Source organism: Nonomuraea fuscirosea (genome assembly GCF_003001935.1).
In the GTDB taxonomy this organism is placed as follows: domain Bacteria; phylum Actinomycetota; class Actinomycetes; order Streptosporangiales; family Streptosporangiaceae; genus Nonomuraea; species Nonomuraea fuscirosea.
On sequence record NZ_PVNG01000006.1, the window covers coordinates 283,146 to 309,134 of the forward strand.

The window sequence follows — 25,989 nt, forward strand, 5'->3', positions numbered from 1 at the left end:
TCCCATAAGCGCCCCCTCCCATACCGACCCGTCTGAGGACCTCAAGTGCCATTACGCGGTGACGACAGCGATGAGCTGCGTCTGTACGAGTACCTGATCGACCACGGGCCCACGCCCGTGGAGGACCTGCGCGGCGTCGTCGACGACCCAGAGCAGACCCTGGAGTGGCTGCGCGGCCGAGGGTTCGTGATCGGCCAGCCAGCCCGAGCCCGACGCCCTCGCCACGCACTCAGCCCAGCCGTCTCCGAGGCCACCCACACCCTGGACCGGCTGAAGGCCCTCGTGCACGACCTGGACACCCGATACCAGGTCAGCGGCCACTACCAGGACGCCGCAGAACCGGTGTCCAAGCTGACCAGCCGGGAAGAAGTCACCCAGGTCTTCGACGCCCTGCAGCGCACCGTCCGGCAGGACTGGATGCAGCTTGTCACCGGACCGTTCTTCCGGCTTGCCGAGCCGCTCCGGCCCGAGCGCAGCGTGATCCCGTCCACCACGCTCGACTGCCGCAGGCGGGTGGTGTACGAGCGAGAGGTCATGGAAGATCCGCTCGTCATGGAGGGCCTGCGGAACACGTTGCGCTGGGGGGGCGCGCAGATCCGCTTCACCGACCAGCTGCCCACGAAGCTCCTGATCGTTGACAACGCCGTCGCGATGACTCCCCTCGAAGAACGGGGCAGCCTGCCCATGCTGCTGATCGAGGCGCCGTCTTTGATCAACGGGCAGATCGCCCGCTTCGAGGAGGAGTGGGAGAAGGCAACGCCGTGGAACGCGGACGTCAGCTCCGCTCCGCCGGACCTTGACGAGCAAGACCGCAAGATTCTGCAACAGGTGGTGGCCGGCGAGACCGACAAGGCGATCGCCCGCGTGTGCCAATCGTCCATGCGGACGGTCGGCCGCCGCATCGCACGCATGCGGCAGCTCGCGGGCGTGTCCACCCGGACCCAGCTCGTCCACTATGCAACGAAGCATTGGCTGTAGCACGTCACTATCACTGGGGGTTCCTGATGCCGAGCACTACCCGTGCCCTGATCACATCCGCATCCGCCGCGATACTTGGCTGGATCGCGGCGGGGGTCACCACCTGCTGGGTGGTCCTCAACCCGACGATGCACTACGTCCCGGTCTCCCTCCTATGGCTCCACAGCGCCGCGCTCGTGGCGACGATCAGCACGCTGCTGCTGGTAGCGCTGCGTGCGTTCAATCGAATGATTGGCGAGACCAAGCAGGCGTACGCGCTGGGCCTGGAGCACGGCATCAGCATCATGGGCGCGTTCGAGTCCGACCTGTCCGGCCCGGCCGAGCAGCCTGCCCCGAGAATGCCGGAAGCCCCGGCCGCAGCCGGGGCATCCGGATAGGTCCGCGGGGCTCTACTCGTCGCCGTCGTCGTCCTTCGCTGTTAGCGCTGACACGACTCTCAAGATCGTATACAGGGTGAACCCCTCCCCCTGCGGGTCGGCAGCCTTCGTGATCTCGACCATGCGGCGACGGGTCACCAGACTCTTCTTGTCGCTGCCGGGGACGCCTTCGGGCGGCCCCGCAGCGGCGGCCAGGGCCTGCTGGAACTTCCTGGTCGGCTCCTCGATCGCCTCGTAGTACTCGCGGGCCGCCTCCATGAGAGCCTTCTCCGCCGCGATTCTCTGCTCCGCCGGTGGGAGCCTGCCCGGGTTCTTCATGAACATCAGTCTGCCACATCTCATTTCGTTTTCGTACCGACCTTGCGGGGCTTTCGCCGATACGGCCCCACCAGATCGGCCACGTGCTGCTCGTACTCCTCCTCGGTCCACAACGCGCCGCACCCGCCGATCACCTCGCGGGCGTCGCACTCGATGTACCGCTCCCCCGCCGTCCGGACCAGCGCCCGCTTGCCGCACGACCGGCACGGCCCAACGAGTTCCTGCACGTGAACGGCCCACGGCGCGAGCCCGTGCGCCCACCGACGCAACGCTCCGACTTCGCCGATCATCTCGTCGATCCACAGCTGGCCGGCCGCCCAGTCCAGGTGCCGCAGCAGCCACGCGGACAGCTCCTCGACGTCGGCCCGCTCCGGGTAAACCAGGCCGCGGTGCTCGGCGATCAGCCACGCCCAGTTCTTCAACGTCGACGGAATCGACAGCGGGCCGATCTGGTCGTCATCGTCGCCGTGGATCGGCGTCGCGCCGTCGTGCAGCATCGACAGCACATCGAGCCGCGTCGGCGTGCCAGCCTCCTGCGATCCGGACACCTTATCCCCGCCGCCCTGGCCCGGCGTCTTGTGCTGCTCCAGCCACCGCATGAGCTGCGGCGTGATCTCCACGTCGCGGCACAGCCTGGTCGTGCAGACCTCGCAGATGAGTGTCCCGTCCGCTGCCTGGCGGGGTTCGCCCCGTCCGCAGCGAGGGCCGATGCACAGCGGGTTCGTGTCGGTCAAGGGCAACACTGGTCCTTCCAACGTCAAAGAGGGGCAACGAGAGTAGTCTCTATCATGCAAGCATTATCGCTAGGATGATGCGATCCTCACGGCGACCGAACGACTCCGATGACGCGTGTTCTGATGATCTTCACAGAGTGGGCCATTGCTCTTTTTTTCCCCACATGAGTACATTGACATGGACTTCCTCTGGAGCAGGGCATGAACCGATCACCAAAGCGCGACGAAGTAAGTTCTGAGCATCGAATAGCGAAACGCCTCCGTCGTCTTAGATCGCCGCAAAGGAAGCTCGGCAATAAGAGCAGGGCAAAAGTTGCACGAACTTGGATAGTAGGCGTCCTGGTGGCCGCACTAGGAATAACGATCACAGATGCGACCACCGGCGCCCTCTCCACGGTCGCGTCCGGCATAAAGAGCAGGATTTTTGACGGACCTCCGGTCCGCGTAACTAAAACCATCGATTTTGTTAGCCAGGAACGCGAACGCCTTCGCCGATCCTCCTATATTCTTCCTGGTAGATCAATTGCATCGATGGGTCCGCCACCGAAGATCGATATGGAAGATTATGCGGCAAGAGCAGCCTGGGCTAAGCAAAACAATGCTGTAGATGCTTACAACTCCTACATCCGAGTAGTGGTTGATGCGCCGCAATCTAAAACGGTCGTGTTGACCGGTTTGCGCGTACGAGTTCTACAGAGGCGTCCGCCGCCATCAGGTGTGGCTATAGATGCCATCGGTGCGGGCCCGATAGTGACGCGCAGCTTCTTCGCTTCGCTAGACGAAGAACAATCGCGGATTGAATACATGGAGCCCGAGGAAATAGTGCCGGGCCAAGAGAGGGCTATTGACTTTCCATTTCGGATCTCAAATACGGAGCCTGAGGTTTTCCTCATAATCACTGACGTCCAGAAGTTTGACGTCGACTGGCAAGCAGAGCTCACATGGGTGGCCGACGGCAAGGCGGGGCGATCAGTGATAGATGATGAAGGGAAGCCATTTCGGACAGCCTCAGCCGCAAACGCTCCCATGTATACACCAACAGCTAAAGGTTGGAAGAAGGTAGGAGATTAATACAGTGGCGACGATCGAGAATACCGCCCTCACGGCTGGGTCGACGACGTTCTTCAGGTAACCGTCAGGCCCCAGTAGAAAAGCATGTACGTGGCTGGGGCTCATCTGAGGATTCCGTGCGTGATGCCATCGGCCACGTCTCGCACGCAGCGGGCGTCGCCGAGCGCGGTGTGCTTGGTGTACCAGGGCTGGGTGACGCCGACGACCTCCCAGGGGAGCACGTCGGTGCTGGTTTCGAGCCAGTCGCGGACATGCTCTGCGGCCTCGCCGGTGAACGCCTCGTCCACCTTGCCGCCAGCGGCGGCCAGGCGGCCGAGCACGTAGCCCTTCAGCATGCTGCGGATGTCGTCCATGCGGTGCGACGCCGTGAACGCCTGCCCGTGGGCACGCAGGAACGAGCGAAGGAAGTCCCGATCATGCCTAGGGTTGTTCGCCACGATGGTCGCGCCGTCGAGCTGCCGGGCGATCTGCAGCGCGATGTCATCCGCCGTCATGTTCTTTGCGATCGTGCCCTCGTCGGTGTCGTCCCAGTTCGCGCCGCACGACAGCAGCACGCCGTGGCCGATGGGAAGGTGAGCGACCTGACTCCGCTCGTAGTACTGGCTGACCTGCAGCGCCTTGGGGTCCGCGGCGGTGAGGCCGGGCCTCACCTGCCACCAGAACTCCGCCTCGCCGCCCTCGGGGAAATCGGGGTCGCGCACGATCAGCGCGGCCTCCCAGAGGTGGCCGATTTCCGCGTCGAGGTGCGTCGACTCCGTGTCGAGGTATACGTAGCGCATGGGTGTTCCTTTCTGGGGTGGGGTGGTTGCTGGTCGTCAGGTGTTGTCCTGCGACAGCCACGCCCTGACGAAGTGGTTGAGCCGGGCGGCCACGATCTCGTCGATCTGCCGCAGGTCGATGGTGTTGTCGCCGTCGTTCTTGGCGGCGGCCCACAGCTGCAGGACCTGCGCGAGTGTGGCCGTCAGCTCGGCGGTGAGGCTGCCCGGCGAGTAGTCCCGCTCGACCGCACCCAAGAGCCGGTCGTAGTCGGGCAAATGCATCAGGGTCCGGTACTCGGCGGCTCCGGCTTTGAGGCGGAACCGCTGCATGTATCCCTGTTTGGTCCACAGGTTGACGTGCCGGTGTTTGTCGGGGTCGTAGTCGGCGCCCTGGATGGTGAAGCCGTAGCCCCACCGGCTGACGTACGGGGTGATGTGCTTGCGGGGGATGTTGTGCTCCCGGCAGATGAGGAGCATGTCGTACCGGAGGCCGCGGACGACTTGGCTGGTGTCGCCGTCGATGTAGTCCATCGGCACGGTGCGGTGGGGTGGGGTGAGGGTGGGGGCGCGACGCATGAGGTCTCCGAGGGTAGGGAGGGGGCCCGGCGCGCGGCCGGGCCCCCTCGGTCAGGAGCAGTGCTTGCGGATCAGGTCGAGCAGGTCGTCCAGGAACGTCTTGTCCTGAGCGAATTCCAGGCTGTGGTGGAAGCCGCCCCGCATGGTGGCGATGATCGTCATGCTGGCGGCCTTGCCGTCGGGGCCGACGAAGTTGATCAGCTCTCGGTCCCTGTTGCTGTACTGCGCCCCGCCGGGCAGCAGCGCGGCGAGCCGCTCACCTTCGGCTCGCCGCGCGGCCTGCGCGGCTTCCCGCTCGGCGGTCCTGCTCCGCTCCGCGTCGAGCAGCCTGCGGTAGGCCGGCCGCAACTTCCGGTCGATCTGGGCGGCCACGGTCTTCGCCGGGCGGGTCAACGCCGCGGTGGTCATCGGGCCGCAGAGCCGGTGCAGGCACTTCGGGTTCTCCAGGTCCACGTCCAGGCCCAGGCCCATGAAGGTGATCCGGTCTGTGGCGCGGGCACCGTAGGTGCTGTGCACCAGAGCGACCCGCTCGTCCCCGTTGACCAGGACCTGGGCCATGATGCCGTGGTCCTGGTAGACCTTCTGTCTCTCCCAGCCCTCCCCGAGGTGCTGAGCGATCTCGATGGCGAAGCGCTCGACGCGGGCGGGATCCATGTACCTGATCACTGGCTGTCCTCCTGGACGATGTCGAGACGGGAGGCCGACGCGGTGGAAACGGGTTTCCGGTCGGGGTTGCGGTGGTCGGCTCGGTGGATGCGGGCCAGTTCCTCCGCTGGGGCCTTGATCCCGCAGGGCATGGTGGCCCACACGCCGCCGTCGACCCCGAGGGTGCAGCCGGGGGTGTGGCAGACGGCCCGGTGCCGGGTCTCGCCCTTGAACTGCACCGGCTCGATCTTCACGACGATGCGCGCCATCACTTGCCATCCTTTCTGCTTGCGTTAACGGTCACGTCCTTGGTCCAGTCCTCCCACCGGCTGCCGTCCATGCCGACCCAGCCGGGGTTGACGACGTACAGACCCTCGCAAGCAATGGCGACGAAGTAGCCGACGTTCTGGTGCTCTGTGTCCTCCGCGCCGGGCTGGACGCCGCACACCGGGCAGGTGAGGGTCAGCCACTTCATGATCTTCTCGGGGTGCTCGTCGATGGCCTGGGCGAGGCAGGCGAGGTAGCCGGCGTCGTCGGCGAAGTACGTACGGCTGCTGACGATCTCCCCGATCCTGGCGCTGTGGTAGTTGTCTTCCATGCTGTCGATCCACCGCTCCTCGTGGTCGGAGAGGTAGGGGGATAGCGCGTCCGGGGTGACGCCCAGGTGGACCTCGAACTTCATCTCCCAGTCGTAGGTGACCACTTCCTCGACCCTGATGCGGATCGTGCGGGTCTCGCGGGGCAGGTTCTGCTCGACGAGGTACGGCGGGGACGGGGTGGGGCAGAAGGGGTTCGTGACGGTGGTGTGCCCCCACACATCAGGGCGGCCGTTCGCGGCCCGGTTGATGATGGGGGTCCTGCATCTGGTGCAGGTCGTTTTCGTGTTCTTCATGGCTTCCTTCGGGTTGGATGAGCGGCGGGCGCTGGGTGGGCGCCCGCCGCTGGGGGTTAGGCGTTGATGGCGCGCCGGTCGCCGCCGAGGCGGGCACGGCCGCCGACGTCGGCGCGGTCGCCCGCGTCGCGTCCAGCGAGGAACGCGCCGTAGTCCTTGACCGGGCGGGCCTTGACGGTGCCGGTGTTGGGGGCCTTGGTCTTGAAGTACTGCTCGACGGCGGTCGCGCGGTCGCGTAGGACGAGTTCGGTTGACGGGCCGCCGTTGCTGGCGTCGGCCTCGGCCGCGGCCTGCTGGTTGGCTTCGCGCAGCTTCTCGCCGACGCGGCTGGCGAACCCTCGCATGAAAGCCTTGCGGGCGGGTGCACGGCCTCTACCGGCCGGGAGGATGGTGTTGACCTCGTTGCTCATCTGCAGCGACAGGGAGGCGTAGAGCATGGTCACGGCGTCGAGGTCGCTCGTGTGTCCGACGACCAGGACGTACGTGATGCCGTTGACCTTCCATTGCACGGCGCGGCAGGTCTTGGCGTCGACGATGGAGCCGATGAGGTACAGGTGTTCGAGCTGGTAGGTCTTGACGTCAACGATGAGGACCGAGGTGCCGAGCTCGTCGGGGGTTTGTCCGGCGGCGGCGAGGTGGGCGCGTTCGACGTTGTACTTGGCCATGAGCGCCATGGCGCGCTCGCGGTGGACTTTGGCTTCTTCGGGGCTGGTGTTGGGGTGTTCGGCGACGGCGAGGAGTCGCCGGATGCGCTCGATGGTCTTTTCGGTTGCGGTGGTGGTCACCGGTTGGTCGTGCCTTTCTTGGGTTGGTGCGAGCGATTTTGCTTGCGTGAGCTGGGTGGGCTCGCGCGTGCTGGTTTGTGGATCTTCCGTATTCTGGCATGGTCGTTCCGTTTTCGCAACGAGCCCTAGGGCGTGCTGAAACACTCTCTGAGAGCGCGTGAGACGCGAGCCAGTCCCCCACGCACGCAAACCACGCTGAGAAGCGCTTACGGGGGCTCTCAGCTCCGCGTGCGCGCACTCTCCGCGCCACGACGGGCGGGAATCCGGCGACCGACACGCAAGCACCGTCACTTGCGGAATAAACCGAAGCGCGGGAAGGTAAGGTGCACTAACCCAACCGCCGCCCTGGCAAGGAGACACCGCCACCCATGGCCCGCTCGATCAAAGCCGCAGCCACCCGCAAAACGCTAGTCACGCAAGCGAAACAGCAGGCCCCTCGTGTCCGCACCAAGGCGCGGCAGGACAAGCCCACGCTGTCCGCCCGCATCAGTCACCAGACCAACGAACGGCTCAGCATCGCCAACGAGGACACCGGCCTCGGCATCTCCGGCATCGTCGAAGCCGCCCTGACCGAGTACTTCGACTTCCTCGGCATCCCCGCCGACGTCGAACCGCCCCGCGCCCCAGACGGCAGCCGCCCCAAGCGGGAACGCACCCTCAAGAAGCGCATCCGCCGCGCCAGGGAAGAGGTCGACGAAGTACCGATCGCGCCGCGCATCACCCGGCAGACGGACAACCGGCTTACGGTTGCGTGCCTGAACACCTCCACCGGCCCGCAGGACGTGGTGGAGACCGCGTTGAAGGCGTGGCTCATGCGGCACGGCATCCCGCTCTACCGCCCCACCCCCGGCACCTGACAAAACAGGAGGGCGAGGTTGGGCCAGTAGCCGGGCCGGCCGCCGGGATCGCTCGCCGAGGACCGGTTTCGGGCCGGACGTTCGGGGATGAGTCAGGGGCCCGGACGCGGCCGGATGAGGGGGACACGAGACGACCGGACGGCCGTCCGGTGCGTAGCATGGTGCTCCCCCCTGATGGCTGGAGGTCGTGCCATGGACTGGGAGTTCTTTCGGCTCTATGCCTTGGTCGCGGCCGGGCTGGTCGTCGTGATCTTCATCCTGTTTGCGGTCATGGAGGCGACCGGGCCGGGGGTCTTCCTCCTGCTTCTGGTCGCCCTGGGGATCGCCGCGGCCAGCGAATCACGAGGGAAGAGGAAAGGGGGGCCCGGCGACGAGGACGGGTGGTCCAGCGACGCGGGCGGCGGCGAATAGCCGTCCGGCCCAGGGGCGCCACCTTCACCGAAGCTTCTGCCGTTATCTAGGGTACTGGCGGGCCTGTTTCAACCAAGCGCCAGAGAGGCCAGCGCTTTCGCTGGCCTCTCTGGCGTTTCAGATGCGGCGGGACCGCTTGATGAGCAGCTGCGCGTCAGCGTCGCTGAGTCGCCCGCCCTCCGGGACGCAGCCATGCTCGCACGGCATGCCCTCGGCCGCGCCCCACAAGCGGCAGATCAGCGGACGCAGCTCGTACGCCCGGCACCGACCGTCATCGCCCAGCGCCGCGCACGGCTCGGCCTCGGTCACCCGACTGACCCGCTCCCGCATCAAGGCTCCGACCGACGTCGGAAGCGGGAACCCGGCCTCGGCCATCCGCTGCGCCTCCCGCCGGCCCCCGGCGATGCTCGTGCAATGCTCCTGGCACAGGCCCTTGCAGCCCACGTCCGGGACCTTCGCGTACAGCTCCTGCAGCAGGACGTCCTGCCGGTCAGTCCATCGGGTACTTGCCGACGTTGTAGTTGCCGCATCCGATCCGGCCGTCCCAATCGCACCACCCCTTCGGCCCGCCGATCCACGGCGAAGCGATGCGCGCGTTGCCCAGATACTCCAGCTGCAGGACTCCCACCCGCTGCCGCCACTCCCTCTTCCCTGCCCACGCCGACTTCTTCGTCTCGATGTCCGCGCTGAACGGCGGCTCGGCCGGCATGCCGTACTCGGCGGCCAGGCCCTCCACGGCCGCCTTCCACGCCCTGTCGTTCGTGCTCAGAAACCAGTCGTCAGTGCGTACCAGGATCTCGCTGGCCTGCTCGCGCGTCACCGGCTCGCCGACGACCAGGAGGCGCGGCCACTTCGTCAGGTCGATCATCATTCTCCATTCGGGGGTTGATCGATTGTCGCGCTGTTCGAGATCACAGCGAACCGAACAAGTCGAGCTGGTCGCCGCCGACCGGAGCCTCCTCGGCGGCCTTCCGCACGGCCGCCATCGTGCCCACCGGCTGCGGCCGGTGCGTCCCCGGATCCACCTCGAAATGCATCTGGCAGATGTCGGCCCGGCGGCCCTTGTAGACCGCCGAATACCAGCCGCCACGGAGTGCCGTGGGGTGGTAGGCGATCTCCCGGCCGCGTTCGACGCTGTCGGCCGCCTCCTCCGCGATCAGCAGCATGGTCATGCAGTTCGTGTACTCGCAGGCGAGCACGACCATCGCGTCCAGCTCGGGCGCGTCCGGGTGCAGCGTGGCGACCAGCTCGCGGGCGTGCGCCACGGTGCGCACCTCGAACCGGTACATCTTCGTGTCGTCGGCCCACGGGCTCTTACCCTTCTCGTGCAGCCAGATCCACGCGCTCACTCGGCACCTCCCACGTGAAACTCCAGGTCAAGCGCCTCCTGCGCGGACCTCTGCGTCTTCTTCGTCTGGTAGTACGACGCGGCCAGGTCGTAGCCGCCGCCCGGCGCCCTACCGGGCGAGTGCCGGGAGAAGCGGGAGTCGGCCCGGATGGTGACGATCGGGCCGCCTGCCTCCAGCCAGCCCGGCGGGTAAGCCCGCTTCACGTCGGACAGCCACCGCTCGTAGTTCGACTTCGACGGCTTCACGCCAGGCAGGTCGCGCCAGCCAGGCCAGGCGTGGTCGTGAGCGTCCTCGACGGCGTCCCGCTCCCGCTCGCGGGTCTCGCCCTCCCAGTCGCAGCCCAGGCACGCGCCCCGGTACAGCTGGTGCCACTTCGGCTCGTCAACGACGCGGAACAGGATGGTCGGCCGGTGGTCCGGCGCGGTCGACGGGAACTCGTCGTTTCCGCGCACGTTCGCGCCCGGGTGAGCGAAGTAGATGCCCCACTGGCCGCGCCCCTCACCGATCGGGAGCTGCCGGCGGGCGGCGTGGCGGGCCGCCGCTCCGCGAGACTCACCGCTCATCGGACGCTCCCGGCGCGAGCGACCACAGGATCGCCTTCGGGGAGCCGGACTCACGAGTCTCGATCTCGTGCCGAACGAGGCCATCCCGTTCCAGGCTCACCAACGCTCTCGTTACGACCCACAGCTTCGGCATCCGAATGGCTCGGGCGAGCATGAACGAGCTAATCCGAAGCTGTGGATACGCACGCAGGTGCGCTATCACCTGCGGCTTGATCTCGCGGTACAGGAAGTCTCTCTGACCCCTGGCTCGCCGGTCGACATCGCCTTGCAGTTCCCGCACGTACCGCATCACGGTCCGCTCGTCGACCCCGATGCGGCTGGCGATCACAGCCGTGTCCGTGATGCCGACGCGCAGCAGCTCCGCGGCCTTCTTCTTCCGCTCAGCTCGCTTCCGCCGGACGACCGCGATAGCGGCCGCCCGCGAGTCGACCGTAGAGGCAGCTGCGTGCCTGTAACTCACTGCGGCTGCCCTTCCTCCACGTCGTCGAACGCCGCCACGACGGCTTCGACCGCGCCTTCGGCCGGCTGCAGCTCGGCGGCTGGCGGCTCCCAGTTGGGCCGGGACGCGACCATGGCCAGGTACAGCCAGGCCGGCAGCTGCGCCCACACCATGGGGTCGGCGCTGTACTTGCGTTCAGTGACGGTCATCAGACCGGCCGATCGGTCCGCCTTCCGGTTCGGGCCGCTCAAGTCGTACCGGACGAGGGTCCAGGCGCGATCCGGCGTCCATTCCCACTGGTACGTGGCCTTGTGGGGGTAGAAGTCACGCTGGCCAGGCCGGACGACGGCCTCGGCGGCGGCGAAGTGGTCGTGAACGGTGACCGTCACCTTCTTCCGAGCAACCATCACCCAGCCAGGCGCGGCCGCGGGGCTGTCGGCGGTCGACGGGGGGTCGAACAGGGTGTCGCTGTCCATGAGGGGTTTCCTTTCAGAGAAGGGCGAGTTGTTCATGGGCGGGGCGTCGCGAGGCTGGGACCGGCGGGGTTCTCCGCCAGGAGGCGAGGTCGTATCCGCCGTCCCACGGGTCCAGGTCGTGCGGGGGCTGGTCGAAGTCGAACAGGCCGGGCGGCGGCGGCTCGTCGTCGCGGAGCAGCGCGTCACGCCAGCCGAGAATGGTGGGGATCGACCGGTCCGGCCCGGCGCGCTGCGGGTAGGTGCCGTCAACAGACAGGGCCCAGCGGACCGTCCGGTAGCGGAGCAGCGAGTTGACGCGGCCGACATGCGTCCACAGGCCGATCGAGTTGGCGACTCGTCCGAGGTTCTCGGCGGCGTCCGACAGCTTCCACGCCGTGGTGCCGCCGACGAACAGGCAGTCGAAGTCCTCCCAGTCCCACAGCGGGCAGAACTCCATGTAGTCCTGCGCGACCAGCGCGGCCGGGAGACCCATGGCGCGGATCTCGCGCAGCATGTGCCGTGACCGCGCCACCGTGGCGAACGCGTTCCCGACCACGTCGGGCGCGGTCACGAACAGGCACCGGTCGGCGTGCGGCACGAACCGCTCCAGCCACCGCAGGTACTTCCGGTCGTCCGGGTACTTGCCGCTGAACACCGCGTTGTCCACGCCGAACAAGCCCTGCTTGGGGACGCCGTTGCCGGAGGCCGGGTTGAGGATCGCCCCCAACCGGCCGCCGACGATCTCGGCGCGGATGGACGGGGTCGACGGCGGCGCGAGGTAGAGCGGCCCGCTCATTGGTCGTGAGCCGATTTGCGGAGCGCGGCCCGCAGCTCAGCGCGCCTGCCCGCGCCGAGGTCCCGGATGCCGCGCACCTCTTCCTCGCTGAGCTTCGCCAGGTCTCGGAGGGTGAAGATGCCTGCCCGCGCCAACGTGTTCACGAGCGCGACGGACACCCCAGGCAGGTCGCTGACGTTGGTTTTGACCGGCCGCAAGGAGTAGCGCACCAGGTCGGCCGTGGTCGTGGTCTGCGCGGCGAGCTGGTCCACGATCTCGTCGCGCCAGGCGCGGACCTGCCCGCCGTACTCGGCCTCCTCCTGGTGCTTGGGGCACATCCCGGGCTCGGCTCTGTCGCAGCCGAAACAGTCGCCCAGCCACGGGCGCTCCTCGGCGTCGTCGGCGTAGTCGCCGAGCCGGTCGAGGAGGTGATCCCAAACCTCGTGGGTCAGCGTGACGGTCAGTTCGCGGTTCAGGTCGGTGGCCACGAAAACCTCCAGGTCAGTTAAGCGCGCTCGCCGCGGCAGAGGTGGCACCACTCGGAGCGGGCCACGGACGTGCAGCCGTGGCAGTGGGTGCCGTGCAGGGTCAGCAGGTGCAGCTGGAAGGCGTTGAGCGCGCCGCCCTGATTCAGCGCGGCCACGTGGGGGTCGTGCGGCCAGGTGTGCGGCAGGTGGCATTTGAGGTAGGCGTTGCCGAACGCGGGCCAGCGCCGCCCGGTGCCGACCGTCACTCCGGCTACCGTGATCTCCACCCGCTCACTGCCGAGCGTCACGTCGATGCCGTCGATGGGCCGGTGGTCGTGCACCATGTGGCCGACGCACGGGGCAGGGCGGCCGCCAGGCCAGCCGAGCTGGGCGTTGATCGCGTCGATCGCGGTGACAACCGCCTCGGGGACGTCGTCGATGCAAGGTCCGCTGTTCCACGTCATGCGAAGCTCCTTCGGGGATGGTGGCGCTAGCCGTACCGCTTGCGACAACGGCCAGCGCCCGAGGTGAGAGATCAGCAGGGGATGACGACGGCGACCGTGAGGACCGACAGCCCGGCCGCCGCGAACGCGTCCTTGGGGAGCGGGATGATCTCGCCTTCCCAGTCCTCGACGAGCTGCCGGAAGTCCTGAGCGGCCTTGACCTGGCTGAAGGTGATCCCGGCGCCCATGACGGCGACGAGCCGGCCGCCGGGCTTCACGAACTGCAGGGCGTGGACGACGTGCGCGATGTCCTGCCCGCGTGAGAACGGCGGGTTCATCAGAACCCGATCAAACCGGTCCGGGAAGTGGCTCGGCGCGGCCTGCAGAAAGTCGCCCGTGGTTAGGCCGACGATGCCGGGCACGTCGAGCAGATCCTTAGACAGCTGCGGATACCGCTTGATGCAATGAACCTCGCAGCCAGCCGCGGCCGCCGCCTTGGCGATGGCGCCAGCACCTGCGGAGGGCTCTAGCACCACCATGCCGGGCTCCAGGCCGGCGGCGTCCAGTATCCGCGCCACCACGGCGGGCGGAGAGAAGAACGCTTCGGAGTCGCGCGGCACCTCCGGCAACGCCGCCTCGATCTTCGCGGCGAGCTCGTCCATGTTCATCTTCGGTACCTCGACCTTCGGCCTGGCCTGGCCCTTCTTCTTGGGCCGGTTCGTCGTGGTGATGGCCGGTCCGTCCTCGCCGTGCGGGCAGTCGACGGCCAGGATGTCGGTGAACTTCACCTTGTCCGGCCAGGAGTAGCCGGACTCGACGGCGACGGTCACTTTGTTGACCTTCACCACGGTGCGGCGACGGCCTCGCATCCAGTACGTGACCATGTCGCCGACGTGCACATTGCCCTTGTGCCACATGACGTACTCGCCCGCCTCGATCGCGGCGGCGAGCTGCGCCCGGTCATATTCGAGCTGGTTGTCGAGCTGCGCCTTGCGGGCGAGCAGCCGCTCCCGGTAGTCGCCCTGGGCGGGCGCGTGGTCCTCGATGTAGCGCGGGTTCCCTCCGTAGTCGAGGTGCCTGCGCTCGTAGCCGTCCAGGCCCTTCTGGATCTGGCGCAGCTCCGCCTCAGCCGTCTCGATCCGGCGGCGGGTCACCGCCGGGGTCGCGGAGCGCCGCATCTGGGAGCCGACAGCGTTCGCGCGCTCGGCCGCGCTCTGCGCGGCGTCGTTCTCGCGGACGCTCTTGCTCATCGCCTGGTGCATGCGCTTCTGGTCGGCGCGCGCACCCCGCTCGGAATGGTGACCAACCAGGATCGGCTGGCCGCCCGCGAACCGCTCGCTCAGCTGCTCCGCCCGGTCGTGCGCGGCCGCCGCCGCGCCGGCGTGCCGGTCCGCTTTCCGTTCCAGCGCGTCGCGCCGGTCTTCCAGCCGGTCGGCCTTGTCCGCCAGGACCTGGGCGCGGTCGCGGAAGGTGTCGTCAATCTCGACCTCGACCTCGTACCCGGCCGCGCGCAGCGCCTTCGCCGCGGCGCTGATGGCGTACCGGTCGGCGACCTGGTCACGGCTGTTGCGCAGGCCGAGCATCCGGATGGACGGGAAGAACTTGAAGCCGCCGTTCTCCCACAAGCGGATGATCTCGTACACGCCGTCGCCCTTGCGGGTGCCGTACACGAGGGTGCCGTCCTCGTGGTTGTGCTTGATGGTGATGGTCAACGTGCCCTCTTCTGGGTTGGTCGGGGGGAGGGGCGGTGGTGGGTGGCCGCCGCCCCGTGACGGATGGGTCAGGACCGCTGGTAGGTCCAGCCGGGCGGGAGCGACACCGGCCGGCTGCAGTCGGTGCAGGTGAACCCCGCGTGCCCGGACGTCCGGTCGTCGTCGGAGACGGTGGTCGCGCTGACGACCTTGTCGCCAGCGATATAGATGGCGTGATGTTCGCCGTCCGTGGTGGTCTCCGCGATCTCCTCGCTGCCGCACGAGCTGTACGGGCAGGCCAGCGACATGCGCAGGAACACGGTCGGCGCGCTGTCGCGGCCGAGCAGCGGCGTGGCCGCGATCACCGAAGCGTCCTGCTGCCCGGGTCGTCCGCGGTGCGGCACATGTCCTTGTGGATGTAGCCGAGCTGGTACTGGTCGGCCAGCCCTTCCTGCGCGGCGGCGCGGATGTTCAGCTCCAGCAGCGCGGTCGGGTTGTCCTCGCCGACGCGGCCGATCTCGACGTCCTCGGGCATCGGGTCGCCCGGCCGGACGACCTGCAGGACCCACGCCTGCGCCTGGACGCCGTGCTCGCACAGCGGGATCCCGCTGATTGCGACCCTTCTCGGCGGGGCCGGGACGAACGGCACCTGCAGCCAGCCGTCTTCCCACGGCAGCCCCATCTCCTCGGCCAGGTCGCCCACCGCGCCCTCCGACGCGGCCAGCTTCTCCAGGCTGGAGCCGTAGATGTCCACGAACTTCTTGACGCGCCGCACGACGGCCTGCGGCGTCAGCTCGACCAGGAGGACAGCGCCGTCTGCGTGCCACCCCTCGGCCATCTGCTCCAGCTTCCCGGCGGCGTAGTAGCGGCCGTGGCCTATCTCGCCGGTCCAGGTGAGGTCACCGGCCACGTAGCGGGGCGAGTTGACGACGGCCAGGCCCTCCCGGCGGATGAGGTGGTCGTGCTCGCCCCAGCCGGGGATCCCGGCCAGGACGTACCGGGTTTCGAGGGCGATGTCGGTGATGGTCATTTCTGAAGTCCTTCCAGGGTGCAGTCGTAAAGAAGGTGGGTGTCCATGAGGGCGTCGAGCGTGCTGGTGACGATCTCGCCGTGGCCGGGCTCGCTGCCCTCGACCCGCTCGCGGCACATCGGGCAGTTCACGCCGATCGTGTGGTTGTTGGTGTCGTGGAAGTAGCCGTGGCTGCGCGCCTTGCGGGCGATCGCGGCGCGGCCGGTCTTCGTGGCCGGGTTCGGGGAACTGCTCATTCGCCGTCCTCGCCTTCGAGGTCGGTCGCTTCGTCGCGCGCCGCCTCGGCGAAGTCCAGGTCGAACCCGCCTTCCTCGCGCAGGATCTTGTCGAGGAGTTCGGCGACTTCATCCCGGCTCGGGAGGGGCCCGGTGACCGGGTCGTACACCGGGCACGAGTCGGGGCACCGCTGGCCGGCCTCGCCGCCGCAGAGCGGGCAGGGCTCCTTGCTGGGCACGGTGTCGCGGACGTCGAAGACGCGTTCAGCGGTCCAGCCGGACCACTTGCCCTGCACGGTCTCCTCAACTTCGCCGGTGTCCGGGTTCTCCTCCGCGACGATCTTGTTGCCGCGACGGCGGGCGAGGACGCACAGCGGCTTCGCCTCGTCCAGGACTGTGCGGCCTTCCTTGGCCCAGAAGAACGCGCTGTTGACGCGGATCGCGTCGGGCCGCTGCGCCATCATGCCGAGCGCGTTGCCGAGGGTGCGGTGCCCCATGACGCGACTGGCGTACATGCGGAACATGTCGATCAGTTCGGGCCGGGAGGCGAGCACCGCCGCACCGTTCTCGCGGGCCGCGATCGCGGCCTGCTTGTCGGCGTGCTTACGCGCCGCCCATTCGGCGCGCTGCTCGGGGGTGAAGTTGGCGCGGGGCCGTTTCCTGGTCCTGCGGGTCGTGCTGCTCATGGGTTGCCCTTTCTTGCTTGCTTTTTTGCTTGCGTGATTGCGCTGGCCCCGGGACGGGCCAGCGCCGGGGCGGAGTCGGGTGGTGACTGCGGGCGGCAGGCCGAACAAGTCGGTGCCGATGGCCACGGGGTCGTCATGGGTGTTTCTGCTCTGGGACAGGCCATAGCCGTCGTCGAGGCTTATCAGCCGAACGGCTCTGTCCCGCGCCGTCGTGAGGGGGACACCGTCCTGCTTGTAGCCACGATACGGATTCCGCTGTGGCGACAAAGCTGTCACTGATCCCCGTACGACCACGCCTGCGCCTTATCGTCGAATCATGGACGGAGCGGTCTTCACGACTAGCCTCCGCCCCTCACGCCCAAGGGCGAGCTGGGTCTGTGTGGTTCTGCAGGGCCTTCAGGCACCTGCCGGACAGCGGGCTCGGGATCCCTAGGCGTGAGGGGAGGGAGAGCATGCTTCAGGAAGAGCAGAAACGCCACAGTAAGTGGTGGTGGCTTCCTGGCACGCTATCGGCTGCGGCCTCGATTATTCGGCTGGCGTACCAGCTGATGCGCGACCACAGCCTGTAGAACGAGACGCAGCCCCGGCTTCAAGGCCGGGGCTTCGTCATGTCACAGCCTCAGCCGTGACGGCCTGTTCGCTGAGGGCGGCCCGCCCCGGGCGAGGCGAAGCCGCGAGAGGGGCTAGTACCTGGTGGCGTCGCGGTCGTCCTGGGTGAATCCGCCGCCGCCGCGCGACACCAGCCGCCCGGCGCGCGTCATGGTTTCGGTGGTGCGGCGGGAGGAGTACGACAGCGTCGTGTCCGCGCCGATGCCGATGTCGCCGGCCGCAACGAACGCGTCCTGGTCCGCGCCGAGGAAAATGAACGTCCAGCCCTTCTTCTGCTGGTCTTCGATCAGGCTGCGGATCTGGCGGCGGGAGCGCCACTCCGTGGACCTGTTCTCCTGGCCGTCGGTGAGGATGACGACGCTGATGTGCCGGGGACGTCGCCCTCGGGCATGGCGTCGAACTGGTCTTGCATGCGAGTGATGGTCTGGCCGATGGCGTCGAGCAGCGCGGTCATGCCGCGCGGCTGGAGATGGTAGTTGGGGACTTCTGCCAGGGGGCGGACCTCGTACACCGTCTCGCAGTGGTCGTCGAACTGGTACAGCGACACGAGGGTCTCGCCCGGGTTGGCGGCCTGCTCGGCGAGGAACGCCCTCAGGCCACCTTCGGTGTCGTCCTTGACTTTCTGCATGCTGCCGGAGCGGTCCAGGATGATCGTGATGTGGCGGCGGTTCGGGTTGGGCATGTCGATCCCTTTCGAGAGTGGAGGGGTTGCGCCGAGCCGGCGAGCACCGGTTGGCGTAGAGGGTTAACGCAAGCAATATTGCTTGCGTTAAGCGGTACACGTACTCGTGGATCCAGGCCAGGCCGGTGTTGTCGAGGTCGTACTGCGCCCGGGTCACGGTGACGAGGCGAGCATGGCGTCCGGACGGGATATTACCTCCGGAGCGGAGAGTCGGCGCAGCACCCTGAGCAGGGTCTCTCAGATCTCGGCAAGGGTTTAGGGTTCAACCCTGGGCATAGTGATAATCATGCGCACCTCTCTGCTAGCGGTGTTGCTTGCATCTGTGGCGAGGAACAGCTGCGGACGTAATTCCGGGAGCGGTGGCATGGTTGCGCGACCTCCGATGTTCCGCCGCATTTCCGCAGGCCAGAAGCTTGTTTGCTGAGATCAGCTTGCCATAAAGTTATATCGTTTGCAAAACGACCCTTTGACGTTGGGAAACGCGCTCCTCAGAGCGCGCGTGAGCGCTCCGAGGAGCGTTCCCACCAAGCGCACGAGACGCCACGACTCCGGAATGGCGCCCGAATGTCGTCGGGTGGTGAGTGGCTGAGCGTAAGGCATCCCGTCTGCCATCGACCCAGGCAACCTGCAGCAGAACACCCCCGCCGCCGCCCACCCGGCCGTTACTATTGGCATCAAATTGGAAGGTGCCAAGCGTTGGGACATGTTAAGCCGGGCTTGCACCTCCGTCGTCGGCCCACTGCTGCTACGCAGTGGGCCGACGACACACGGGATGGATAGGCGAACTACGGAACGACGAGAGCGACGGAGACGTCCTTGCTGCGACAAACATGGAGGAGGCGCATCCGTCGCTGGCGGGCGGGTCTAGCCCTTCTGCTGGCCGGCATGATATGCCTCGCGGCATCGTTCATTTTCCAGGATTCGCCCTGGTACTCAAGCGCCCTGACTGAAGTTGGTGCTACATTCCTGCTCTTCGCACCTCTATTGATGCTGCAACGCCGCATTGAGAAGAGATTTCATCTGGTTGAGACAGGTCAACAAGCTATCGAAGATCGACAAAACAGGACCATAAACGAAATTGCAGCCCTGTCGGAGGAAGTAGCCCAAAATAAGGACGATATCCAACGAACCCTAGATCAGCTCTCAGAGGCTGTGTTTGAACGTCTACAGACAGCCCGAACAAAGGACAAGGAAAGGTTTGCGGCCGTCAGTGCCAATCCTACCTTTGAGTCTCTGGGTGACGCTCTGCAACGCGCCCGAGAACTGGGGCTAATATCTGATCAAGGATGCAGAGTGCCCTTACGGGAAACGCCCCTCTTCGTGAGATTTCACGCGAATATGCCTCATGACGTACAGCTAACCCTAGAAGACATGGCAGGCAATGCCATCCATACCGCATACTGGGCTCACGACAATAGCGCTGAGGCCGTTTTGGTGGATATCATCGAGAAAGTGCAACTGATCGGACAGTATCCAGGAGACGTGGCGTTCTATCCAACACATATATTTGTCGACCTTCGCAACTTGCTGGATCTAGCTCATCGTCATTCGACCGGGGAAAGTCGAATGCGCAACCCTCTGGGCCCGCTAATACAATTCTGCGATCCCCAATGGGTCATCACAGAAACAAAGGTTATGGCCATTGATGAGGGCTATACGATAGAAGCCCATCGGTTGAACGAGATGGATTGGTACGATCACGTGCGCCCTAAGGGTTGGGCCGATCCCACCTCTCTCTTTGATGCCCTCGAAAGCGCTCGCGCCCTGTACCGCAACGGTCGGCTTGCCGTCTATCCTCCCGATCCTCCCTTCTAGAATCGTGGCTTTGGGCCCGGGGTAGATGGCTCAATCATAGAAAATCACATTATTTTTTATTGAAAGAAGTATCTGAGTGGCAGAAGTCCGTTTCAAGGCGTACGAGATATATACACGCACGAGAGTGGAGGTCAACGATGCCATCATGGCGCTTTTGGCAGGATCCAGACTCGCGGCACACACACTTCAACTGACAAGTGGCTCCCAAAAGCTTCTCCCCGAGATTTTTCCTGCCGTCGACCATATTACGAGATTCAATTTGCAGAGCGAAACCGCCAGAGAATTGCTTCTGAATGCAGACGCTTACCTTGGCGCCGTGACCATCCCTTACGCATTGGCAGTCCACGAAGACTTCGTATCTGTCGCATTAGACTTGGTAAAGCGCGCGGGCATGCCCCTGCTGAGCCTGGGTAAGCCGATAAAGGCGTGGAATATGCATGAAACCTTATTTCGTTCGCTCGGTGCGCCTCTGCCTGCAGCAACCCTTTCGCAATTCCACCTCCTCCGACATTTGCGCAATGCATTGATTCATGAAGGGGGTGCAGTATCTAGTCAATTGATCGACGCAGTTAACGGTATGCCAGGAGACGTGACGGTCGATTGGGAGCTCCTTACCGGACGTCATCCGCAGGACATTTTATCCTCTTCGACTATCGTCTTTACCGCGAATGATATATTCGCATCCTTTGCAATAAGTAAAAGGCTGGGCCGAGACATCAATTCCGCACTACAAATCGGTCTGCCTTCGAATGTCTGGGTAGAGCTGGCTGTAGAGCATTTCTTAGATGATCCCGCAAGCACCGGCAGAACCCGTAATAGCGACCAATGGATGAGGGCGCTATGGGGCTACGCCCGTAGAGTGTACAGAGAGTTGAACCTTCCTGAGGGCGAGTTGGAACGGGCGGCCAGAACTATGGGAGTTTGGACGCGGCCAGCAGGCTCAGTGCCGCCTCGCAGAAGAAGGAAGTGAGAAAAAGGGGGCTCTTCCTATTGAGCTACATCCAGCAAACCACTGGAGCCGGGACTCGAACCCGGGTCGCCACCTTTCTGTGAGAGACTCCGGCTGCGAGCCGACTAGGGCTTGGTCCCTGTCTCCCTGCTTTTGCAGCATAGCAGATACGTCGGAACGGCAGAACTGATTAGTTGTTCCGTCTTTGTTACGTCACACCCATGAAAGGCGGCGGAACATGGCGAACGAGATTTGGCCAGCTCAGTGACCTGCCAACCGTAGCACCGACAGGTCGCGAAGCCAGGCCGGCGCTGGATACCGGAAGAACAGGTTCGGGTAGCGGTCGCGACCTGAAGCGCTCACGCGCGATTCTGGCCGCGCGTAGACGGAAGCAACTGCTCCCGCCATCGCAGGTGGAGGATACCCGCCCACTCCCGATGGCGAGATGAGCCCGATCGCAACCGTTCCGCAAGGCCCGGCTTCTACGCTCGGCGTATGACGGAGAAGCGTCGACGCCTGCCCTCCCAGCGCACAATCCTGATGGTGGCCGCTGGGTTGCTCCTCGCCGGACTCGTCTGGGTGCTGGGGCCCGGTGCTCGATGGGTTGTTGACCTTGATGTGGACGTCACCCAATTGCCGGAGAAGGATCTCGCGACTGCGGCCGACGCCGTACGCGGGCGGGCACTCGCGATTGCCACCGGATTGGTCGCGTTGGCCGCTGTGTACTACACGGCACGCAACGCCGAAACCGCCCGCCGGGCCGTCGAGCTAACCCAGCAAACCTCAACCCGCACTCTGGAGCTGACCGAGCAAGGCCAGGTGACCGACCGCTACACCAAAGCCATCCAGCAACTCGGCGACTCCGAAAACCTCCACATCCGCATCGGCGGCATCTATGCGCTTGAACGCATCGCCCGCGACTCCGAACGCGACCACAGCACCGTTCAGGAGGTCCTTACCGCCTTCGTACGCGAGTACGCACCCGAACCCGAACAGTCAGCAGCCGAAGAAGGCGCGACGCAGGTCGCGCTCCCGCGCAAGGTACCCGCAGACGTTCAAGCTTCTCTCACGGTGCTCGGCCGGGCGAACATGTTGGACGCGAACCTGACCGGCGCATACCTGGCCCGCGCGGAGTTGCCCGGCGCGGATCTGTCCCGCGCAAAGCTGACTGGCGCGGACCTGATCAACGCGAAGCTGACCGGCGCAAAGCTGACCGGCGCGGACCTGGCTGGCGCGGACCTGACCGCTGCGATGCTGGGCGGTGCGAACCTAGCGGGCGCACGCCTAGCCGATGCGGACCTGACAGGTGCGACGCTGGGCCATGCGGACCTGCCCGGCACGGACCTGACCTACGCGACGCTGACGGGCGCTAACCTGACCGGCGCTAGCCTGACCGGCGCTAACCTAGCCGGCGCGGACCTGACCGATGCGAAACTGATCGGCGCGAGGCTGGTCGGCGCAAAGCTGACCGGTGCGTGCCTGGCTGGCGCGGACCTGGCTGGCGCACGCTTGACCAGGGCGCAGTTTGAATCGGCAGCAGCGAAGCAGCGCGCAAGCCCGCCAGCCCGTTTCCTCGACGATCCACCCCAGGAGCAGGCCGAATCGTCATAGGCCGGCTCGGGGCGCGCCGTGAGCCGAGTCGCCCTACGACCCCGCTCACCAAACGGCATTCCTCTGCTACCAACCGACACCGCTTCCGCCCTTGCGGCCACGCTCCCACCGCGCCCGCGCCAACGCCCGCCGCTGGGCCATATCCCGCAGATCCACCTCCGACTCGGGCTCCGGCACCTGCACCTCAGCCACAGCTCCCGCCACTACTGCGGCAGCAGCCGCCTCATCCAACCGACGCCACCGTTCCCAATTCTCACGCGTCCCCACCTTCGACTCCCGCCTAACCAACGGCTCAGCAGCAGCCGGCAACACCTTCGCCACCGTCTCCCTCACCCGCGCCATCGTCGCCTCGAAATCCGGCGCCGCCCTCTGCTCGGCCTCAGCCCGCGCCACCTTCGCAAGCGCTTGAGCTCGCATCCTCGCCGAATTTGCGCGAGCCACCTGCTGCGACCGCGACAAGATCGGCTGCAGCTGCTCATCCATCCAGAGCCGCAACCGCGCCCGCGCCACCTCCCACCGCATCGGGTCGCCCCACACCGGTGCGCCGTTCGGTGAGTTGTTCAGCGCGTGCAGCACGTCCGTGTGACTCCAACCTGCGTCGAAGAAGCGGCCGGCCAGGTCCAGCAGATGCTTGGGCACCTGCGGCGGCGGGTCTCCCGTCACGCGCCCTCCTCCATCCGTGACTGCATCGCCGCCCGGGCGGCCAGGTACTCCGCGGGCGGCCGCCGCCGCTCGACGAGATCGACCACGAGCCCCGCCTGGTCGACCGGCTCAGGCCCGGGGTCGTGAACGCCCCAGGCGGCGACGAGGCGGCGAGCTTGCGCCCACCACATTGCGTCCTCGGCCTCCTGAGTCTGCTGCGACGCAGACAGTGCCAGCGGCCGGCCGTCAGCGTCGACCCATAGGCCCACGCGGTGGCGGATGCGGGCCCGCATGCCCCGCTTGCGGGCAACCGTGCTTGCGAGGCGGCCGGGGTCGAGGTCCCCCCAGTGCCTGCCGTCCGGCATTCGGTTCAGCGCGTGCTCCACGTCGGCGACGGTATGTCCAGCGGTGAACAGGGGACGCAGCAGTGACCGCAGGTCCTTCGCCGACAGGATGCCGAGGGTGAGCCGGTTGTCCTGGCGGAGCCGCTCACATGCTGCGAGCTGGTCTTTCCTGCTGCCAGGCGTCGAGTGGCGTGGCCACGAGCGGGACGGGCCCGTGGCCCCGTAGTTGTCGCGCGCGCCCGCGTATGGGAGAGATCCTCCCCAAGAGAACCCCTGAACAGCGGGGGTGCAAATTTGATCCACATGCCCGCTGACGTGGGAAAACGTGGGACGCTCCGTGACGGTTTCGCACGGCCACGGGGTCTCTTCCTCCTCCTCGCCGAGCTCGGCCGCCTCAAGTTCGTCGACGTCGTCAGGCAGCAGCTCGTCGGGGATGGTGAGCGCGTACTCGGCGGCGAGGTTGCCCAGGCCGTCGTCGAGCAGGCCCCACAGGTTGCCCGGCCGGGTGCGCGGGGTGGAGCCGGTGACGATGGTGACGAGCAGCTGCTGGTCGCGCATCCATCCCAGCAGGTAGGCGATCGTGCGGCGGGACACCTCGATCTCTTCGGCGAGCACGTCCCAGGTGGCGCCGCGTTTGGGCGCGGTCATCATGGTCCGGTCGGTGCGGGTGGCGAGCTGCCACGCGAGCCGCATGAGGTTGCGGTGCCGCTGCCGGTTGCAGTGGGCGCGGGCGAGGTAGTCCACCGCGTCGAGCCAGGTGGCGCGGGTGGGTGCAAGTTTTTGGCCGTCCATGGGGACAGGCGTGACAGGGGTGTGCGTCGACCTGCACCGACGCTCCCCGCTTTCGGTTTGTTCGCAAACCGGGGACAGGCGTGTTATCGTCTACTCCAAGCACAACGCCCCCACGGGGGCAACGCGATAACACCCCGCTCGCAGCCGGCCAAAGCACAGAGCAGGGAAAATCGCGATGAAGTTGGTTACTTCAGGGGCGGCCCGCACTGCGGGCCGTTTCTCATTTAGCCGATCAATCTCCTTCGTGTGAGTCGCAAGATCATCCCACAGGCTCCCGGCTGCTCCACTTGCTGAACCGGCCGACCAGATCGCGACGCCTCTCCTCGCCCCACGCCGAGTGGACGACAATCCACGCCGTCGCCGGATCCTGCCGGTACACGTCCACGTGGCTGATCACCTCAGCCAGGATGTTCCGTAGCCGGTCAGAGGGGAGACTGTCCCACTCCTGGACCAGCCCCTCAATCACTGGCACACAGTCCATCGGGTCAATCGGGGCTGCCAGGTTCTCGAACTCGGCGAGCGAGCCCAAGACGCTTTCGCGTTCCCGGAGCAGCTTGTCACGCACCGGCTCGTAGGACGACTGCGGGATTACCTCGTTGATTAACAGCTCGGTCTGCCGTTCGAGCGCCCTGTCGATCCGCTCCAACTCACGGCGAAGCACTTCTGGTTGGGAGGCCTCAACTTCTGGGACCGTCTGCAGGTCAGCCGCTGCTGCAGCGGCCGCGGCCTCAATATCGGGCAGCCACTCAACGAGCACCTGCTGGATCGCTTTCTCGACGGCCTCCATCGTCACGAACCGCGTGCCGCAGCGAGGGATGTCGTATCGCTTCCGGTAGATGGAGCCGCACACCCACGCCAACGTGCCGCTGTGGTTGACCTTGAGCGGGTACATGGAATTGGTGCAGTAGCCGCACTTCAGCAGCTTGGAGCATGGGTAGACAGCTCTTCTGGCGCGGGGCGGCAGAGCGGATGTGATCTTCCGGAGCCTTCTGTAGGTCTCCCACGTCTCCACGCTGATCAAAGCTTCATGCGCGCCGGGGTGGTACTCCTTGTTCCGGCAACTCGATGGCTTGGCGCACCGGCAGTCGCGATGGTGGACACAGATCAGACCAGCAGCGAAACCCCGGTCCATCACCCGCACCAGCTCGCTTGGCCTCCATATTCCGCCAGCTACAGTCCGGGCACCGCGAGAGTTCAGCCAGTCGGCGAGGGCGGAGAAGTTCCGGTCAGCGATCCACCGGTGGTACGACTCCGCGAAGAGGCTAGCCATACCGCTTGCATGATCGGGTTCGTAGCGCTCAGGACCGTCCTCGGGTGCAGCAAAGGTTCTGTCGTGGTAGAGCGGGTGTCGTGTCCGGCCGCGCCTGATGTAGCCGAACTGGGCCGCGCCGAGCGGAGGAAGCCCCCGGGCGAGACGGTTCTGGAACGCTTCGCCCCACTGCTCACCAGCCCGGTCCGACTCGAACGCGGCCAACTCGAACAGCACGCCGCGCGTCAGCTTCCCGACCGCTGTACGGGCGTCGACTTCTTCGGTGGCGGAGACTAGCTCGCCGCCAGCCTTTTCGACGCGGGCGAGGTTGAGCTGATTGCCGGTGCGGTTGCGTCCGAAGCGGCTGTACTTCCAGACAAGGATCGCGTTGGCCCTGGCCTCTTCGACATCAGCGATGACCTTCATGATCTGCCGCTGGAAGGTTCGGCCGGAGACGTCGAGGTCCTCAACCCACTCGATGATCCGGTAGCCACGGCGGCGGGCCAGCTCCTTGATGGCGGTCCGCTGGATGTCCGGAGAGATTTTTTCCTCCAGCATCATCGAGACACGGATGTAGCCGATTGCAGGGATCAAGGTCTGACCAGGGGGATTCGGCCTCAGCATGCGATCAGGATAGTTAGTGGTTTAGGGGCAATGCGTTCAAGTACGGCGTTCAGCGTCGTTCCGGCATTTTTCGAGCCCTCGTCCTGGCTCCCCACGGGCCTCCCCACACCGAGGAGACTAGGGCAGATCATCCTCACCGCGACACCCGGCCCGGGCC

The 25,989-nt window shown here is 66.1% G+C and carries 34 protein-coding genes; 8 read left to right on the plus strand and 26 right to left on the minus strand.

What is annotated here, in order from left to right; translation table 11 throughout:
• Nucleotides 1–117: 117 nt before the first annotated feature.
• Together B0I32_RS16475 and B0I32_RS16480 are read left to right on the plus strand one after the other, a co-directional pair.
• Nucleotides 118–978, plus strand: a complete 861-nt coding sequence (locus tag B0I32_RS16475; RefSeq protein WP_146178191.1) for a helix-turn-helix transcriptional regulator — start codon at nucleotides 118–120, stop codon at nucleotides 976–978.
• Between the two features lie 26 nt (nucleotides 979–1,004).
• The gene (locus B0I32_RS16480; RefSeq protein ID WP_106239791.1) at nucleotides 1,005–1,355 is read left to right on the plus strand and encodes a hypothetical protein; all 351 of its coding nucleotides are present in this window, start codon (nucleotides 1,005–1,007) and stop codon (nucleotides 1,353–1,355) included.
• 12 nt (nucleotides 1,356–1,367) lie between these two features.
• Here the strand turns inward: B0I32_RS16480 and B0I32_RS16485 are convergent, their stop codons facing one another.
• Nucleotides 1,368–1,673 (minus strand): hypothetical protein, encoded by a 306-nt coding sequence (locus tag B0I32_RS16485; RefSeq protein ID WP_146178192.1) that lies wholly within the window; start codon nucleotides 1,671–1,673, stop codon nucleotides 1,368–1,370.
• A 20-nt stretch (nucleotides 1,674–1,693) separates the two neighbouring features.
• Nucleotides 1,694–2,407, minus strand: a complete 714-nt coding sequence (locus tag B0I32_RS16490; RefSeq protein WP_106239795.1) for a hypothetical protein — start codon at nucleotides 2,405–2,407, stop codon at nucleotides 1,694–1,696.
• Between the two features lie 342 nt (nucleotides 2,408–2,749).
• Here B0I32_RS16490 and B0I32_RS56460 point away from each other — a divergent pair, with 342 nt between their 5' ends.
• Nucleotides 2,750–3,478: a hypothetical protein gene (locus B0I32_RS56460; RefSeq protein WP_146178193.1), complete on the plus strand. Its 729-nt coding sequence runs from the start codon at nucleotides 2,750–2,752 to the stop codon at nucleotides 3,476–3,478.
• Nucleotides 3,479–3,579: 101 nt separating this feature from the next.
• Here the strand turns inward: B0I32_RS56460 and B0I32_RS16495 are convergent, their stop codons facing one another.
• Genes B0I32_RS16495 through B0I32_RS16525 form a run of 6 tightly spaced genes read right to left on the minus strand, consistent with a single transcriptional unit; the run spans nucleotide 3,580 to nucleotide 7,134 of the window.
• Nucleotides 3,580–4,257 carry a hypothetical protein gene (locus B0I32_RS16495; protein ID WP_106239797.1) on the minus strand — a complete coding sequence of 226 codons (678 nt, stop codon included), beginning with the start codon at nucleotides 4,255–4,257 and terminating at the stop codon, nucleotides 3,580–3,582.
• A 36-nt stretch (nucleotides 4,258–4,293) separates the two neighbouring features.
• Entirely contained in the window at nucleotides 4,294–4,812 is a 519-nt protein-coding gene (locus tag B0I32_RS16500) for a hypothetical protein (protein WP_106239799.1), read from the minus strand.
• A gap of 51 nt (nucleotides 4,813–4,863) precedes the next feature.
• Nucleotides 4,864–5,478 carry a hypothetical protein gene (locus B0I32_RS16505; RefSeq protein ID WP_106239801.1) on the minus strand — a complete coding sequence of 205 codons (615 nt, stop codon included), beginning with the start codon at nucleotides 5,476–5,478 and terminating at the stop codon, nucleotides 4,864–4,866.
• Nucleotides 5,475–5,726 carry a hypothetical protein gene (locus tag B0I32_RS16510; protein WP_106239803.1) on the minus strand — a complete coding sequence of 84 codons (252 nt, stop codon included), beginning with the start codon at nucleotides 5,724–5,726 and terminating at the stop codon, nucleotides 5,475–5,477. Before B0I32_RS16510 ends, B0I32_RS16505 begins: the two co-directional genes overlap by 4 nt.
• Nucleotides 5,726–6,349: a hypothetical protein gene (locus B0I32_RS16515; RefSeq protein ID WP_146178194.1), complete on the minus strand. Its 624-nt coding sequence runs from the start codon at nucleotides 6,347–6,349 to the stop codon at nucleotides 5,726–5,728. Before B0I32_RS16515 ends, B0I32_RS16510 begins: the two co-directional genes overlap by 1 nt.
• Nucleotides 6,350–6,405: 56 nt before the next feature.
• Nucleotides 6,406–7,134 carry a DUF2786 domain-containing protein gene (locus B0I32_RS16525; RefSeq protein ID WP_181307458.1) on the minus strand — a complete coding sequence of 243 codons (729 nt, stop codon included), beginning with the start codon at nucleotides 7,132–7,134 and terminating at the stop codon, nucleotides 6,406–6,408.
• Between the two features lie 368 nt (nucleotides 7,135–7,502).
• On the opposite strand from B0I32_RS16525, the gene B0I32_RS16530 reads away from it, so the two are divergent.
• Together B0I32_RS16530 and B0I32_RS16535 are read left to right on the plus strand one after the other, a co-directional pair.
• Nucleotides 7,503–7,991, plus strand: a complete 489-nt coding sequence (locus B0I32_RS16530; protein ID WP_106239814.1) for a ribonuclease H family protein — start codon at nucleotides 7,503–7,505, stop codon at nucleotides 7,989–7,991.
• A 192-nt stretch (nucleotides 7,992–8,183) separates the two neighbouring features.
• Nucleotides 8,184–8,402, plus strand: coding sequence for a hypothetical protein (locus tag B0I32_RS16535; RefSeq protein ID WP_106239816.1), 219 nt, complete (start codon nucleotides 8,184–8,186; stop codon nucleotides 8,400–8,402).
• Between the two features lie 117 nt (nucleotides 8,403–8,519).
• Here B0I32_RS16535 and B0I32_RS16540 read toward each other — a convergent pair whose 3' ends face one another.
• The 15 genes from B0I32_RS16540 to B0I32_RS16615 all read right to left on the minus strand — a co-directional run bounded on the left by B0I32_RS16540 (nucleotide 8,520) and on the right by B0I32_RS16615 (nucleotide 17,806).
• A complete protein-coding gene (locus tag B0I32_RS16540) occupies nucleotides 8,520–8,846 on the minus strand; it encodes a YkgJ family cysteine cluster protein (protein WP_106239819.1) in 327 nt (108 codons plus the stop codon).
• A gap of 46 nt (nucleotides 8,847–8,892) precedes the next feature.
• Complete coding sequence (locus B0I32_RS16545; protein WP_106239822.1) at nucleotides 8,893–9,273, minus strand: hypothetical protein; 381 nt, start codon at nucleotides 9,271–9,273, stop codon at nucleotides 8,893–8,895.
• A gap of 40 nt (nucleotides 9,274–9,313) precedes the next feature.
• Entirely contained in the window at nucleotides 9,314–9,751 is a 438-nt protein-coding gene (locus B0I32_RS16550; protein WP_106239824.1) for a hypothetical protein, read from the minus strand.
• Nucleotides 9,748–10,314, minus strand: coding sequence for a DUF6349 family protein (locus B0I32_RS16555; protein WP_106239827.1), 567 nt, complete (start codon nucleotides 10,312–10,314; stop codon nucleotides 9,748–9,750). Before B0I32_RS16555 ends, B0I32_RS16550 begins: the two co-directional genes overlap by 4 nt.
• Nucleotides 10,304–10,774 (minus strand): hypothetical protein, encoded by a 471-nt coding sequence (locus tag B0I32_RS16560; protein WP_106239829.1) that lies wholly within the window; start codon nucleotides 10,772–10,774, stop codon nucleotides 10,304–10,306. The genes B0I32_RS16555 and B0I32_RS16560 overlap by 11 nt, the downstream gene beginning before the upstream one ends.
• Complete coding sequence (locus tag B0I32_RS16565) at nucleotides 10,771–11,229, minus strand: hypothetical protein (RefSeq protein WP_106239832.1); 459 nt, start codon at nucleotides 11,227–11,229, stop codon at nucleotides 10,771–10,773. Before B0I32_RS16565 ends, B0I32_RS16560 begins: the two co-directional genes overlap by 4 nt.
• Nucleotides 11,230–11,242: 13 nt before the next feature.
• Entirely contained in the window at nucleotides 11,243–12,004 is a 762-nt protein-coding gene (locus tag B0I32_RS16570; protein ID WP_181307460.1) for a hypothetical protein, read from the minus strand.
• The gene (locus tag B0I32_RS16575) at nucleotides 12,001–12,471 is read right to left on the minus strand and encodes a DNA-directed RNA polymerase subunit alpha C-terminal domain-containing protein (RefSeq protein ID WP_106239834.1); all 471 of its coding nucleotides are present in this window, start codon (nucleotides 12,469–12,471) and stop codon (nucleotides 12,001–12,003) included. Before B0I32_RS16575 ends, B0I32_RS16570 begins: the two co-directional genes overlap by 4 nt.
• A gap of 17 nt (nucleotides 12,472–12,488) precedes the next feature.
• The gene (locus B0I32_RS57705) at nucleotides 12,489–12,914 is read right to left on the minus strand and encodes a hypothetical protein (protein ID WP_106239835.1); all 426 of its coding nucleotides are present in this window, start codon (nucleotides 12,912–12,914) and stop codon (nucleotides 12,489–12,491) included.
• Nucleotides 12,915–12,985: 71 nt separating this feature from the next.
• The gene (locus tag B0I32_RS16585) at nucleotides 12,986–14,605 is read right to left on the minus strand and encodes a DUF3560 domain-containing protein (RefSeq protein ID WP_106239837.1); all 1,620 of its coding nucleotides are present in this window, start codon (nucleotides 14,603–14,605) and stop codon (nucleotides 12,986–12,988) included.
• Nucleotides 14,606–14,673: 68 nt separating this feature from the next.
• The gene (locus tag B0I32_RS16590; RefSeq protein WP_106239838.1) at nucleotides 14,674–14,949 is read right to left on the minus strand and encodes a hypothetical protein; all 276 of its coding nucleotides are present in this window, start codon (nucleotides 14,947–14,949) and stop codon (nucleotides 14,674–14,676) included.
• On the minus strand, nucleotides 14,946–15,614 hold the full coding sequence (locus B0I32_RS16595) for a hypothetical protein (RefSeq protein ID WP_106239841.1): 669 nt from the start codon (nucleotides 15,612–15,614) through the stop codon (nucleotides 14,946–14,948). The genes B0I32_RS16590 and B0I32_RS16595 overlap by 4 nt, the downstream gene beginning before the upstream one ends.
• Complete coding sequence (locus B0I32_RS16600; protein ID WP_106239843.1) at nucleotides 15,611–15,850, minus strand: hypothetical protein; 240 nt, start codon at nucleotides 15,848–15,850, stop codon at nucleotides 15,611–15,613. Before B0I32_RS16600 ends, B0I32_RS16595 begins: the two co-directional genes overlap by 4 nt.
• Complete coding sequence (locus B0I32_RS16605) at nucleotides 15,847–16,515, minus strand: hypothetical protein (protein WP_106239845.1); 669 nt, start codon at nucleotides 16,513–16,515, stop codon at nucleotides 15,847–15,849. The genes B0I32_RS16600 and B0I32_RS16605 overlap by 4 nt, the downstream gene beginning before the upstream one ends.
• Nucleotides 16,516–17,410: 895 nt before the next feature.
• Nucleotides 17,411–17,806, minus strand: coding sequence for a vWA domain-containing protein (locus B0I32_RS16615; RefSeq protein WP_106239849.1), 396 nt, complete (start codon nucleotides 17,804–17,806; stop codon nucleotides 17,411–17,413).
• An 816-nt stretch (nucleotides 17,807–18,622) separates the two neighbouring features.
• Here B0I32_RS16615 and B0I32_RS56465 point away from each other — a divergent pair.
• From B0I32_RS56465 to B0I32_RS16620, 3 genes are all read left to right on the plus strand, one after another.
• Nucleotides 18,623–19,621 (plus strand): hypothetical protein, encoded by a 999-nt coding sequence (locus B0I32_RS56465; protein WP_146178196.1) that lies wholly within the window; start codon nucleotides 18,623–18,625, stop codon nucleotides 19,619–19,621.
• A gap of 124 nt (nucleotides 19,622–19,745) precedes the next feature.
• Nucleotides 19,746–20,591 carry a hypothetical protein gene (locus B0I32_RS56470; protein WP_146178197.1) on the plus strand — a complete coding sequence of 282 codons (846 nt, stop codon included), beginning with the start codon at nucleotides 19,746–19,748 and terminating at the stop codon, nucleotides 20,589–20,591.
• A 474-nt stretch (nucleotides 20,592–21,065) separates the two neighbouring features.
• Complete coding sequence (locus B0I32_RS16620) at nucleotides 21,066–22,181, plus strand: pentapeptide repeat-containing protein (RefSeq protein WP_106239851.1); 1,116 nt, start codon at nucleotides 21,066–21,068, stop codon at nucleotides 22,179–22,181.
• A gap of 66 nt (nucleotides 22,182–22,247) precedes the next feature.
• On the opposite strand, the gene B0I32_RS16625 is transcribed toward B0I32_RS16620, so the two are convergent.
• From B0I32_RS16625 to B0I32_RS16635, 3 genes are all read right to left on the minus strand, one after another.
• Nucleotides 22,248–22,844 carry a hypothetical protein gene (locus B0I32_RS16625; RefSeq protein ID WP_106239852.1) on the minus strand — a complete coding sequence of 199 codons (597 nt, stop codon included), beginning with the start codon at nucleotides 22,842–22,844 and terminating at the stop codon, nucleotides 22,248–22,250.
• Entirely contained in the window at nucleotides 22,841–23,959 is a 1,119-nt protein-coding gene (locus B0I32_RS16630) for a hypothetical protein (RefSeq protein ID WP_106239855.1), read from the minus strand. The genes B0I32_RS16625 and B0I32_RS16630 overlap by 4 nt, the downstream gene beginning before the upstream one ends.
• 259 nt (nucleotides 23,960–24,218) lie before the next feature.
• Entirely contained in the window at nucleotides 24,219–25,832 is a 1,614-nt protein-coding gene (locus tag B0I32_RS16635) for a recombinase family protein (RefSeq protein WP_106239857.1), read from the minus strand.
• Between the last annotated feature and the right edge of the window lie 157 nt (nucleotides 25,833–25,989).